This window comes from Thalassoglobus sp. JC818, from assembly GCF_040717535.1.
Taxonomy (GTDB): domain Bacteria; phylum Planctomycetota; class Planctomycetia; order Planctomycetales; family Planctomycetaceae; genus Thalassoglobus.
Genome location: NZ_JBFEFI010000001.1, coordinates 591223 through 603651, shown reverse-complemented (window position 1 = coordinate 603651; position 12429 = coordinate 591223). Strand labels below are relative to the sequence as shown.

General features: G+C 52.9%; 9 protein-coding genes. 7 read left to right on the top strand and 2 right to left on the bottom strand.

From position 1 onward, the window contains the following. Positions 1 to 103: 103 nt before the first annotated feature. Positions 104 to 1060 carry a homocysteine S-methyltransferase family protein gene (locus tag AB1L42_RS02105; protein ID WP_367050656.1) on the top strand — a complete coding sequence of 319 codons (957 nt, stop codon included), beginning with the start codon at positions 104 to 106 and terminating at the stop codon, positions 1058 to 1060. 158 nt (positions 1061 to 1218) lie between these two features. On the opposite strand, the gene AB1L42_RS02100 is transcribed toward AB1L42_RS02105, so the two are convergent. Next, on the bottom strand, positions 1219 to 2175 hold the full coding sequence (locus tag AB1L42_RS02100) for a PEP-CTERM sorting domain-containing protein (RefSeq protein WP_367050654.1): 957 nt from the start codon (positions 2173 to 2175) through the stop codon (positions 1219 to 1221). Positions 2176 to 2656: 481 nt separating this feature from the next. Between AB1L42_RS02100 and AB1L42_RS02095 the strand changes: the two genes are divergently transcribed. The 3 genes from AB1L42_RS02095 (at position 2657) to AB1L42_RS02085 (ending at position 6258) form a co-directional block, all read left to right on the top strand. Beyond that, positions 2657 to 3595, top strand: a complete 939-nt coding sequence (locus AB1L42_RS02095; protein ID WP_367050652.1) for a PmoA family protein — start codon at positions 2657 to 2659, stop codon at positions 3593 to 3595. A gap of 140 nt (positions 3596 to 3735) precedes the next feature. Next, entirely contained in the window at positions 3736 to 5049 is a 1314-nt protein-coding gene (locus tag AB1L42_RS02090; protein WP_367050650.1) for a Gfo/Idh/MocA family oxidoreductase, read from the top strand. Positions 5050 to 5103: 54 nt separating this feature from the next. Next, the gene (locus AB1L42_RS02085) at positions 5104 to 6258 is read left to right on the top strand and encodes a hypothetical protein (protein WP_367050648.1); all 1155 of its coding nucleotides are present in this window, start codon (positions 5104 to 5106) and stop codon (positions 6256 to 6258) included. Between the two features lie 182 nt (positions 6259 to 6440). Here the strand turns inward: AB1L42_RS02085 and AB1L42_RS02080 are convergent, their stop codons facing one another. Further along, the gene (locus AB1L42_RS02080) at positions 6441 to 7745 is read right to left on the bottom strand and encodes a Gfo/Idh/MocA family oxidoreductase (protein ID WP_367050646.1); all 1305 of its coding nucleotides are present in this window, start codon (positions 7743 to 7745) and stop codon (positions 6441 to 6443) included. A 322-nt stretch (positions 7746 to 8067) separates the two neighbouring features. Between AB1L42_RS02080 and AB1L42_RS02075 the strand changes: the two genes are divergently transcribed. Genes AB1L42_RS02075 through AB1L42_RS02065 form a run of 3 tightly spaced genes read left to right on the top strand, consistent with a single transcriptional unit; the run spans position 8068 to position 12384 of the window. After that, positions 8068 to 9867, top strand: coding sequence for an arylsulfatase (locus AB1L42_RS02075; RefSeq protein WP_367050644.1), 1800 nt, complete (start codon positions 8068 to 8070; stop codon positions 9865 to 9867). Then, complete coding sequence (locus AB1L42_RS02070) at positions 9860 to 10834, top strand: DUF6807 family protein (RefSeq protein WP_367050642.1); 975 nt, start codon at positions 9860 to 9862, stop codon at positions 10832 to 10834. The genes AB1L42_RS02075 and AB1L42_RS02070 overlap by 8 nt, the downstream gene beginning before the upstream one ends. Further along, complete coding sequence (locus AB1L42_RS02065) at positions 10834 to 12384, top strand: arylsulfatase (protein ID WP_367050640.1); 1551 nt, start codon at positions 10834 to 10836, stop codon at positions 12382 to 12384. The genes AB1L42_RS02070 and AB1L42_RS02065 overlap by 1 nt, the downstream gene beginning before the upstream one ends. The last annotated feature ends 45 nt before the right edge of the window (positions 12385 to 12429 follow it).

The window sequence follows — 12429 nt, the reverse complement described above, 5'->3', positions numbered from 1 at the left end:
CATCTTGTTTGAGGATGCACGAGTCCGTTCGATCTCCGAAGAGCATCTTCGCTTCCAAGTTTTTGAGTACCCCGAATTTCATCTGGGTGAACGGAGTTTTTAAATGAGTTCCTATCGAAACCAACTGCCACAACTTAATGGGAGTACGCTGCTCACCGACGGTGGGTTGGAATCGACGCTCGTCTTTCATGATGGTTTCGACATCCCCGCTTATTCCGCATACCTTCTGCTTGATGAGGATGCTGGTATTCAACATCTGCAGAACTACTTCAGGAAGTACCTCGCAATTGCGGATCGATTCTCGTTGGGCTTCCTCCTCGAAAGTGTCACCTGGCGAGCGAATCGAGACTGGGCAGATCAAGTCGGTTACAACCTGAGTCGACTTGACTCGGTAAATCGTCAGGCGGTAGACATGCTTTTGCGGCTGCGACAAGAAAACGAAAAAGCTGGCCAGCCGATAGTTGTGAGCGGATGCGTTGGCCCACGCGGCGACGGTTACGTTGTCGGATCGATGATGAATTCCGAACAAGCTGCCGACTATCACGGAACGCAAATCCAATCGCTTGTCAGTGGCGGGGCGGACATGATCACTGCAATGACGCTGACGTATGCAGAGGAAGCGGCTGGAATCGCTCTGGCGAGTCAGAATGCTCGCGTCCCGGTTGCAATTTCATTTACTGTGGAAACAGATGGTCGTCTGCCAAGCGGCCAACCGCTGGGAGAAGCAATTGAGCAGGTCGATCAAGAGACAGGTTCGTGTCCAGCCTACTACATGATCAATTGCGCTCACCCGACACACTTCGCGGAGACTCTCACGAGTGCAGCCGGCTGGCGATCACGCATTGGAGGCTTACGAGCCAACGCGTCGAAATTGAGTCACGAAGAACTCGATGGATCCGAGGAACTCGACTCTGGCAATCCTGACGAATTCGGCCAGGAGCATCGGCATCTTCTCGACAATCTCGATCACAACATCAACGTGCTTGGCGGATGCTGTGGAACGGACTATCGGCACATTGAAGCACTGTGCCAGTCAGTCTTCGCTGCAAAGCTCGATTGAAATTCTTCACAGCCCGAGACTTACTCGAACGACGGCTTCGGATCTTTGCGACGAGTTGACAGCAGCAAGTCGAAAATGAAACAAACCCGGCGAGATGACAGCTGTCACTTCGCCGGGTTGATCTTTAATCGCACTTCTGAGTTCGTTGGATTCGGACGTTATTTTGCAGCGTTCTTACGTCGGCGAGAAGCGCAACCGAGTCCGGTCAGTCCCATGGCCAGCAACGCCATGGATGATGGTTCAGGAACTGGATTGGTGGGAGGAATGTCGATCACGTCTGGCACTCCGCCAAGGTAGGTGATCACAGTCGCTGAACTCGCATTCGGATCGATGACCCAGGAGAGAGCTGTGGTGATGTCTTCAGGTCCGAAAGCTGGGCCGAATGTCGGATCGACGAATGCTGGAAGAGATATCATGTCGACTTCCCCAGTCAGACTGAATGCAGCTGTTCCCGCTGTGATGTCATCTTGCAGGTCAGAGTATTCGTCAGCCGCCCAACCTTCGAAAGTTGAATTTACAAGACCTTGAGAGTCTGAATACGCTCCGCTCTGGCTGATTCCGGCCTCTTCATCTTGATCGACGGTAAAGAGTTCGAGATCTCCACCGGCGAGTGAACCACGTGTGAACAAGATGTCGGTGATACCGAAAACATCTTGATCGAGGTAGTTCATGAATCGGAGATCACCCAGCGTTTCGTTGCTGTTTACGGTGAATGTGATTTCATTTCGCATTGCCGAGTCACCATCAGCGATCGAAGCTGTCGAGCGCCAGAAAACCGTATTACCGTTCGAGCCGACAAATGAACCGCTGCTGACATAGGTGTCTTCAGTAGTGATGCTCCCTGTTCCACTCAGGGCAGAGACCCCAGCACCTGTTTGAACGTAGTTGATCATCTCATACACGACGTTCGTCGTCGTTGTTCCGCTGATCGCTCCGTTCGCAGTGATGTTCGCGGTCTCAGACTGACCACCCGGATCAACGTCCACTTCAAAATGACCAACAGTTCCGGCGGGGACGTCATTGTCGATCAGGTCTGCGAAGGCCATTGCGGGGAGCAGAAAGGCACAACTGAATACTGGAAGAATGAAGCGCAACTTCTCAAGCAAGCAATTCATGAGTTCTCTCTCAATGTTTGGGCGGACTCTCTCAATTAAGGGATCTGGCCATATACAATCCGTCTGGCCACACAACGTTTTCAGGTTGACCCTAAGAAATCGGTTTTACCGATTACAACCGTCAGTTTGAGAAAAATGAGAGTATTGGGCAGATTTACCCCTTGCCTTTTCAGAAACTTACTGCATGCGAACCCATGTTCAGTTTGCGAGGCATTTCGTTGTTAAGAACTTGAAACGCGTGTTCAGAGATCTGAACGATCTTGGGCTGTGAGACGGTGACATGGGGGCGGATGGTTGTTTTTCCACGCGGTCTTGAATCGAATGAAGGTCGATTCTGGCCCCAGCGAGATCAGTTCGCGCGTTTCGTGAGCTTCTCTTCGAATAGATCGATTGAGTTCAAGAGATGTCGACAAACGCGAGGGAAACTGTCTGCTGCAGGGGGCGATGGATGTTCCGACCCAAAACGAGATGAGACTTGCTGATGAGCCGAATTCCCTTTTGCGAAATCATTCCTCTTCCCGACGATCAGGTCAGTTTTCGGATCGATGGAGTCGAGAAGACCCGTTGGCATTTTGGATCGCATTACCCGCGTCCGTTCTTCTATCCGGTGAATTCTTCTAGCAGACAGTCACTGACGCGAATGGGTCATCCCGGTGCTCCCAATCACGATCACCATCAGTCGGTCTGGTTCGCACATCATCGTGTGCTTGGAATCGACTTCTGGGCAAACGGGCTTCCGCAGATTCGCCAGAAAGAGTGGTTCGTTTACGAAGATGGAGAAGGTGTGGCCCGAATGGCGGTTCGCCTGGAGTGGGTTGATGGTCACGATCCCACTCCCCTGCTCCATCAGGAATTGATCGTGCAAATTCGTTCTCTTCCCGATTCCAGCTACACACTCGATCTGCAGTCCACCTTTCACCCTGAAAGCGAGATGATCGAGTTTCAGAAGACCAACTACGGGTTTCTTGCAGTCCGTGTCGCAAAGTCGATTTCGGTGCATTTTGGAGACGGAGTGCTCACCGGAGCTTCGGGGGCGACAGGCGAACCCGATCTCTTTGGTCAGGAGAACGTCTGGATGGACTACTCGGGTTCATTGGCAGACTACGACGAAGCTGGCAATCAAACGAAAGCAGTCTCCGGCATGACGTACTTCGATCACCCTGGGAATCCCTCGCATCCAACGAAATGGCATGTTCGCGAAGATGGGTGGATGGGCGCATCCGCTTGCTTCTCCGGTCCGTTGGAAACATCAAAGGAGCGACCATTGAAGTTGCGCTACCTCCTGCATGTGCATGATGGCCCCGTCGATCCGGCAGCAGCCAATGAGCTCTTTTCAGAATGGAAAAAACTACCGTGGCTGGAGGTGGTTCGTTCGAAACGTCCACATCAGCATTATGAGTTGCAAAACGGGAAAGAATAGTTTTAGGAACATATCTTGATGCGTGATTGTTGCAGAACAAACAACGCAAAATGGTGAGTCAATCACTTCCAGCGAGTGCACAGACGCGGGCAACTTGTTCTATGATGTGGCCCTCACCAGAAATGACCTCAGGAGAATTCATGACTTCACCATTTCTCGATCGACGGACCTTCCTTCAAAGCGCCGCAGCCACTGCCCTCCTTGGACCTCTCGTCGCGCAAGCTCAAACAAATCACGACCCTGTAATGATCGCCTGTGTCGGCGTCGGCGGCAAAGGCTGGTCCGACATGCTGGAGTGCTCGAAGGGCAACGAAATTGTCGCGATCTGTGACATCGACGAAGGTCGACTGCTGAAAGCGAGTGAGCAATTTCCCAAAGCCAAAAAGTTCGCTGACTGGCGAAAACTCCTCGAAATGCCCGGCATCGATGCTGTGACCATTTCAACGCCCGATCACATGCACGCTCCTGTCACGCTCAGTGCAATTCATGCGGGTAAGCATGTCTACGGTCAGAAGCCGTTGACTCATTCGGTCAAAGAATCACGAACTCTCACTGAAGCCGCTCAAGAAGCGGGTGTCGTGACTCAAATGGGAATCCAGCATCACGCAACTGCTCGTTTGAAGCTGGCAGTCGATGCTCTCCGCAAAGGTGTCGTGGGAAAAGTGCATGAAGTTCACGTCTGGACAGACCGACCCGGTAACTTCTGGAAACAGGGGCTGACACGTCCTGAACATCACGACCCAGCTCCAAAGACCGTCGCTTGGGATTTGTGGCTTGGAGTGGCTCCCGAGCGACCGTATGTCGCTTCGCTTTATCATCCCTTCCATTGGCGTGGCTGGTGGGACTTCGGAACCGGTGCACTGGGCGACATGGGATGCCATCTTCTCGATCCCGTCGTGCATGGACTGGAACTGGGGGCTCCGAAAACCGTGATGGCTGAGGGACCAGAGCCCAGCCCTGAAAGTGGGCCGCTTTGGTGTGAGGTTCAATACACGTTCCCCGGAACGAAACACACCACAGACGAGGTTCTCGTTCACTGGTACGAAGCCGGCAGACAACCGGATCGAGAGTTGTTTGATGCCCCGGAGGACTGGGCAGGCTCGAAGAATGGAGTTCTGTATCGCGGATCAGAAGGGAATCTGTTTGTTGGATTTCCTGAGATGCCAGAACTCTTCCCGAAAGCAAAATTCGCCGACTACGAATGGCCGGATATGAGTGATCACAATCACTATCAGGAATGGACGAACGCCGTCGCGGGAATCGGAAAGACATCCTGCCCGTTCGAATACTCTGGACCACTTACCGAAACCGTGTTGCTCGGCAATGTTGCCTACCGATCACAAAGCAAAATCAACTGGAACAGCGAAGAGTTGGTCTGTGAAGGAAACCCAGGTGCGTCGGAATTCCTTCATCGCGAATACCGCAAGGGATGGTCGATTCCGAATCTGGGATAGACATTCACTCGCTTATCGACCAACTGCTACTATTTGGAATGAGAACTGACACTGATGAGAAAAACATTTCTATTGTTGATGGCATGCGGAGCGTGGGGCTTCGTTTCAGGATGCGTCGGGGAAAATCCACCGGAAGACACGACTGCCAAGCCGACCGTGGAACCTGCGGTTGAGAATCCGCCGCCGAGCGCCTCCCCTGCCCCTCCGCCAAGTGTCGGCGGGGATGATGAAAACATGGTCCAGGCGATTCGACGCGCTGCTGCCAATGTCAAAGTCAACAGCGACGGAGTGGTGACCGAAGTTGATTATCGCGGCAAAAAGATCAACGACGAGTATCTTCTGATTCTGCCTCGCTTGAGCGGTTTGCAATCGGTTCTATTGAATGAAACCGAAATCACCGATGCGGGACTCGAAACTCTCGGGAAGATTGAGACGTTGAGAAATCTGGACTTGCGTGACTGTGCCATCAGCAACGATGGACTCGCTCACCTTGTCGGTCTCAAAGAACTCCGCGCGCTTCGACTTTCCGGGAAATCGGGAGCGACCACAGTCGACGATGAAGGCATGGAATCTGTCGGGCAACTGACAAACTTGAAAGCCCTCCTACTCGATTTCCTGTGGGTCAGCGGCGATGGACTCGCAAAGTTGAACGGTCTCGAAAACCTCGAAGAACTCTACCTCGCCGGGACGCTCGTCGGTGACGAAGACCTCAAGCAGGTTCAGCAGTTTCCAAAGCTTAAGAAGCTGCGGATTTCGAAATTGTCACAAGTGACTGGTGCGGGATTGACTCACGTTCAGGACCTGCCGCTGACCGATCTCGACCTGAGTGAGAACAGCTCAATGTTCGACAACGATTTGTCTGCACTGGCGAACATGGGTGACCTTGAGCGACTCAACTTGTGGCGAGTTGCGATGAGTGACGCAGGTGCGGCTCACCTCGCTGGGTTGAACAAAATGAAGTGGTTGAACCTCGACAACACTCAACTGACCGATGCCGGGATTCCAAGCCTGAAGGACATGTCTGACCTGGAGTTTTTACACCTCGGATCGACATCGGTGACGGATGCCGGAATTCAGGAGTTGGAAACTTTGAAAGCCCTCAAAGACTTGAAGGTGACGCGGACTGCCGTGACCGAGGCCGGTGTCGAAGAACTTCAGAAGAAACTCCCGGATGTCTCCATTCAACTCAAATACATCGAGGGACAATAAGACTCGGGAATACAGTTAGTCAGCCTGAAAGCAAGTGTCGGAAACGATTCGCAGACGCGCTGACCTTGTGTGTTCCAAAAAGTTTGAATTGAAGCGTCAACGAAAAAATCGCCGTCGATCAAAAACTGATCGACGGCGATTTTCCTTTATCGAGTCACGTTCTAAGTGACCGTGACGAAATGTCAGGCAACTTCCCAGCCTTCGCGATATTGCTTCGAGATATACTGATCGGCTGCGTCGGTATTGGTTGCTTTCAACTTCGCAGCATCCCATTCGAGCTTCTGACCAGTTCGATAAGCCACGTTGCCGAGCAGAACGGTTTCCGTGAGTGCTCCGGCATAGTCAAAGTTGCAGAGTGGTTGGCCGCCGTCTTTGCAGGCTTTGATCCATTCTGCGTGGTGCCCGATCGAAGGTTCGATCCACGGAGTTGGAGGCTGGAAGTCTGCGAACTTCTCTTTCGGGAACAGTCGGTAGTTGTTGTAATCGGCGAACAGTTTTCCTTCGCTGCCGATGAACATCACGCCGCTTCCGGGAACACGTTCGCCAGCGACTTCTCGCGGAGTTTGATCTCCGTCGTACCACGTCAATTTACAGGCTGCGAGATCTTCACGAGCTGGGAATTGGTATTCGACGCTCAAGCCGAGAGGACAGGTTTCCTCATGGACTTTTGGGCCTTTCGCAACACAGCTTGTGGGGTGTCGTAGTTTGAGGGCCCAGAATGGGAGGTCCATGTAGTGACATCCCATATCGCCGAGGGTTCCTTGTCCGAAGTCCCACCAGCGACGCCACTGAGCAGGATGATATCGACCGGCGGCGTAGGGACGTTCAGGGGCTGGTCCGAGCCACAGATCCCAATGCAGATGGGCTGGCGGTTCGGTGCCATTTTCTGGTCGATCTCCTCCGCCCCAGCCTTTGCCGACCCACACGTGAACGTCGGTCACGTCACCGATGGCTCCGGATTGAACGATCTCGACGACACGTCGATAGTTGTCGCCCGCGTGAATCTGCGTTCCCATTTGAGTGACAACACCGTGCTCTTTGGCTGCTTCGGCGATAATGCGAGCTTCCTGAACGGTGTGGGTCAGCGGTTTCTCGCAGTAGACGTGCAGCCCTTGGCGAATCGCACGGATTGTCGCTGGAGCATGATGATGATCGGTGGTCCCGATCACGACTGCGTCGATCTTGCCCTTCTCCTGATCGAGCATCTCACGATAGTCGTGATAAGTGCGGGCGTTTGGAAACTCTTCGAGTTTGCGTTTCAAGTAGTTCTCGTCGACATCGACGAGAGCCACAATGTTTTCGCCTTGGACTCCCTGAATATCGTTGGCAGCCCGGTTGGCTGTTCCGATGCAGGCGATGTTGAGCTTTTCGTTGGGGGAACTTGATTCCTGTGCTTTTGCTCCAGTCCACACCGAACTGGCGATGGCAGCGGCACCAGCTGTTGTGGCTTGGATGAATTTCCGACGTGAGGTACGTGGGTTCAACATGGTGAGATTGTCCTCAATGGTAAGAAAGGAAGTCCGTGGTGGTGGGAGATCAGAAGACTCTTGCGGGCGGTGAATCTTAGACCTTTACATATCCTGTCGCTTTCAGGGTGTCAGCGTCAAGCATTGCTTCGTTTGATCGCCTTAATTCGGAATGTCATGAAAGAGATGTTGGATCGATGGAGAAGCTGGCAGTTCAAAGTGGATCAAGATATGTTGATGCACTGGCGTTTCTAATGGAGTTTGGACGTTGAGCCGATGCGAACGTGAAAACTCCCGGAACTTCCTGAGGAATGAGTCTCTCGAAAGAAAGTGAGCAATTGCGATGCGAGGTCACGGGTTATGTTGTCTTCTCATTGTTCTGGCGAATTGTTCGGCGCACAGCGTCTTCGCCGCAGATCAGCCAAATGTCGTGCTGGTGATCACCGATGATCAGGGCTATGGAGATCTTTCCTGCCACGGAAATCCCGTGCTTAAGACTCCTGCAATCGATGAGCTGTTTGAAGAGAGTGTCCGACTGACGGACTATCACGTTTCGCCCACGTGCTCTCCAACACGCTCAGCCCTGCTGACCGGACACTGGACGAATCGCACAGGCGTGTGGCATACAATTATGGGGCGATCGATGCTTCGCGAAAACGAAGTCACGATGGGCCAGATCTTCAAAGACAACGGATACGCGACCGGAATGTTCGGGAAGTGGCATCTCGGCGACAATGCCCCGTACCGTCCTGAAGATCGTGGTTACACAGAGGTCTTGCGCCACGGCGGCGGCGGTGTCGGTCAGACTCCCGATTACTGGGACAACGCTTACTTCGACGGAAGCTATTGGCACAACGGAGAAGTTGAACCTGCCGAAGGTTTTTGCACCGATGTTTTCTTTGAAGCAGCCATGGACTTCATTGATGAGGAGAGCTCAGCGGGACGACCATTTCTCGCTTACATCGCCACCAACGCTCCGCATGGACCGATGCATTCTCCGGAAGAATACAGTGCTCCCTACGCCGGTCTGAACGATGTCGGCCTCGAGAACTTTTTCGGAATGATCGCCAATATCGACTACAACGTGGATCGCCTAAGATCATTTCTGGATGAGAAAAATCTGACCGAAAACACGATCTTCATTTTCACAACAGACAATGGTTCGTCATCGGGATGGAAGCTGCACAACTCGGGAATGCGAGCCGGGAAAGGCAGCCCGTACGACGGAGGTCATCGTGTTCCGTTCTTTATCTACTGGCCGGAAGGAGACCTGACAGGTGGCCGGGATGTGAAACCGATCACGGCTCACGTCGATGTGATTCCAACTCTCATCGAGCTCTGCGGTTTGACTCCGCCTGAGTCGGTGAAGTTCGACGGCCAAAGCATTGTTTCTCTACTGAACAACAACGCCAACGATTGGCCGGATCGTATTCTGGTGACCGATTCACAGCGAGTGAAAGACCCGATCAAGTGGCGGCAAAGCTCGGTGATGACAAACCAGTGGCGTCTAATCAATGGCAAAGAACTATACGACATTCAACAGGATCCCGGACAAGAGTCGGACGTTGCATCCGGACATCCGGAAGTGGTCGCGCGGCTCAGGGACTTTTACGAAGAGTGGTGGGCTGACCTGCTTCCTTCGTTCAGTCAGAATGCAGCCATTCATCTGGGAGATCCGCGTGACAATCCAGCCCGATTGACATCACACGACTGGATCACGACTGGTTCAACTCCGTGGAACCAAGCTCATATTCGAAGTGCTTTGAACGGTGATGCAAATACAGGATTCTGGAATGTGAACGTTCTCGAAGATGGACTCTATCGAATTCGTCTGCGTCGCTGGCCAGAAGAGACTCAAGCTGCGCTTAACGCCGAACTTCCTCCGGGAGATCCAGTCCCAGGGACGAAAGCTTTCAGAACAACTCCCGGTAAGTCGATTCAGCCGGTGCGGGCAACATTAAAAATCGGTGATCTGGTCGAAGAGAAGTCGGTCGACGCGGATGCCGAAGAAGTTGTCTTCGAAGTGCAGATTCCTGCTGGAAAGAAACAGATGACAGCACTGTTCGAAGCTCCTGATGGAACTGTCTACGGCGCTTACTATGCCTATGTTGAAAAGCTCAATCAAAGGGCATCTCTTGATTGATCAACCAGAGACGAACGTCTCGAAGTGTCGCGATCTCTCGATAACTGTTCTGCTGCTGGGATTGGGGATGATTCTCCTTTCAACCTCAGTAGACGGACAGGACGCAGCCGCGACTCTGAAGTTTCGTGATTCCGATGTCGTCATTCGTGCTGGAGCGAACGAGATCGCGAGATATGTGTTCAAGGACCAAGAGATTCCCCGACCCTATCTGTGCGATGTGAAGGCGCCCACTCAATTTCAGGTAACGCGTCGTCATCCTCCAATACCGGACGTTGATGCCACTGACCATGCGACGATGCATCCGGGGATCTGGTTGGCTTTCGGTGATTTGAGCGGATCGGACTTCTGGAGAAACAAAGCCACAATTCAGCATGTGGAGTTTCTGGCGAATCCACAACACGAAGACGAGCCCGAGACGCTGCGTGAACGCAAACTGTATCTCTCGAAGGATGGTGAGGTTCTGTGTGAAGAAGAATTCTCGTTGCGCGTGATCGTCAAGGACAGCGGCTATCTCTTCGAGTTCGATTCGATCTTCACGAGTGATCGTGAGTTCTCATTCGGAGATCAGGAGGAGATGGGCTTGGGAGTGCGCGCAGCGACGCAACTCGCGGAAAACGCTGGTGGCCGAATGAAGAGTTCTCGCGGATTAGAGTCAGCGAAGGCAATTTGGGGCCAGCCGGCCGAGTGGTGTGAATTGAGTCGCGTGATTGAAAACGACAAAGTCGGCTTTGCGATCTTTTGTCATCGCGACAACTTGCGATCGAGTTGGATGCATGCTCGTGACTACGGGTTGATGACCGCAAACCTCTTCGGTCGAGAAGCAATGAAACAGGGCGAACGTAGCCGAATTGTCGTTATGCCCGAAGAAGAATTCCGCTTGCGGTATGCAGTGTTTGTTTACGCAGTGAAATCAGATCAAACAGTCGACGTCGAACGTATATATCAAGACTATCTGGAGCGCAATTGATGAACTCAGGGAATCGAATGGCCACCGGTTGGGGGATGGCTTCCGTCGTTGTTTGCGTTGCTTTGAGTGGACATTCATTTTGTGCAGGAGCTGAGAAGCCAAATGTTATTTTGATTTACACGGATGATCAGGGTTACGGAGACATGAGTGCTTTGAACCCGGACAGCCGGTTTCAAACTCCAAGTCTCGATCGATTGGCTCGCGAGGGAATCCTCTTCACCGATGCTCATTGCTCCGACACAGTCTGCACTCCTTCCCGTTACGGACTACTCACCGGGCGTTACAGCTGGCGGACAACTCTGAAAAGCGGTGTCTTCGGAGCTGAGCGAGAAGGGCTGATCGCAGATGACCGCATGACGTTGGCATCGATGTTGTCGAGCCAGGGTTATCGAACCATCATGGTCGGGAAGTGGCATCTGGGGATGGATTTTCCCGGTGATGAACCGACTAAGAAGAATCCCGACTCGCGAGATTGGAGTCAGCCGGTCCGCGACATGCCGCTCGATAAGGGGTTCGAGACGTTTTTCGGTATTCCTGCTTCGATGAACTACGGCGTCCTGGCGTGGTTTGATGGACGTCATGCAAGTGTCCCGCCCACGCAGTTCACGAAGAAAAAGCCCAACGATCGAGCCATTGCGGACTATCGAATCATGCCGCCTTACGAGAGCTCCCCTGCTCCCAATTTGATGGAAGTGGCTCCCGACTTCATTGACAGCGAATGTTTAACGCGATTCACCGATCGAGCGATTGAAGAAGTCCGAAAGTCGGTGCACGGAAGTCGACAGGCCGCCCCGTTCTTCCTCTATCTTCCGTTCACTTCTCCCCACAAGCCGGTCATTACCTTGCCGCAGTTCCAGGGCAAAAGTGATGCGGGTGAGTACGGCGACTTCATGATGGAGACCGACTGGCATATCGGTCGACTGCTGGATGTCCTCGATGAGCTGCAACTTGCAGAAAATACCATTGTGGTCGTCACGAGTGACAACGGTCCGGAGAACACATGGAAGGAACGACTGAAGCGTTTCGGACATGCAAGCAACGGACCGTTCCGCGAAGGCAAGCGTTCGATTTATGAAGGGGGGCACCGAGTCCCATTCGTCATGCGGTGGCCCAAACGAGTCCTTCCAGGACAACTCACGGACGCGACGATCTGTCAGACTGATTTACTCGCCACGATGGCCGATCTACTTGACGTTCCGTTACCGGACCGAGCGGGTGAAGACAGCCAAAGCTTCCTGCCGGTGCTGCTTGGAAAGGATGCAGAGCACACCCGAGTGCCGATGATTCATCACTCATCTGGAGGTGGATTTGCAATCCGCGACGGCGACTGGAAGTTGATTCTTCCCCATGGCAAGCAGAAGAGTGAGCTCTACAACATCAGTCAAGATCCGGGTGAGAAACACGACGTCTTGGACAAGCATCCCGAAATCGTCAGTCGCCTGACGTCTGCCATTACGGAGATCGTTGAAAACGGACGATCGACGCCCGGTGCTCCGCAGAAAAACGACACCGGCCACTGGGACGATCTCACATGGATTGAGAAGAACTGAGATCACTCGAGCAATTCGATAACTTTGTGTTCAATCTCGCGAAGA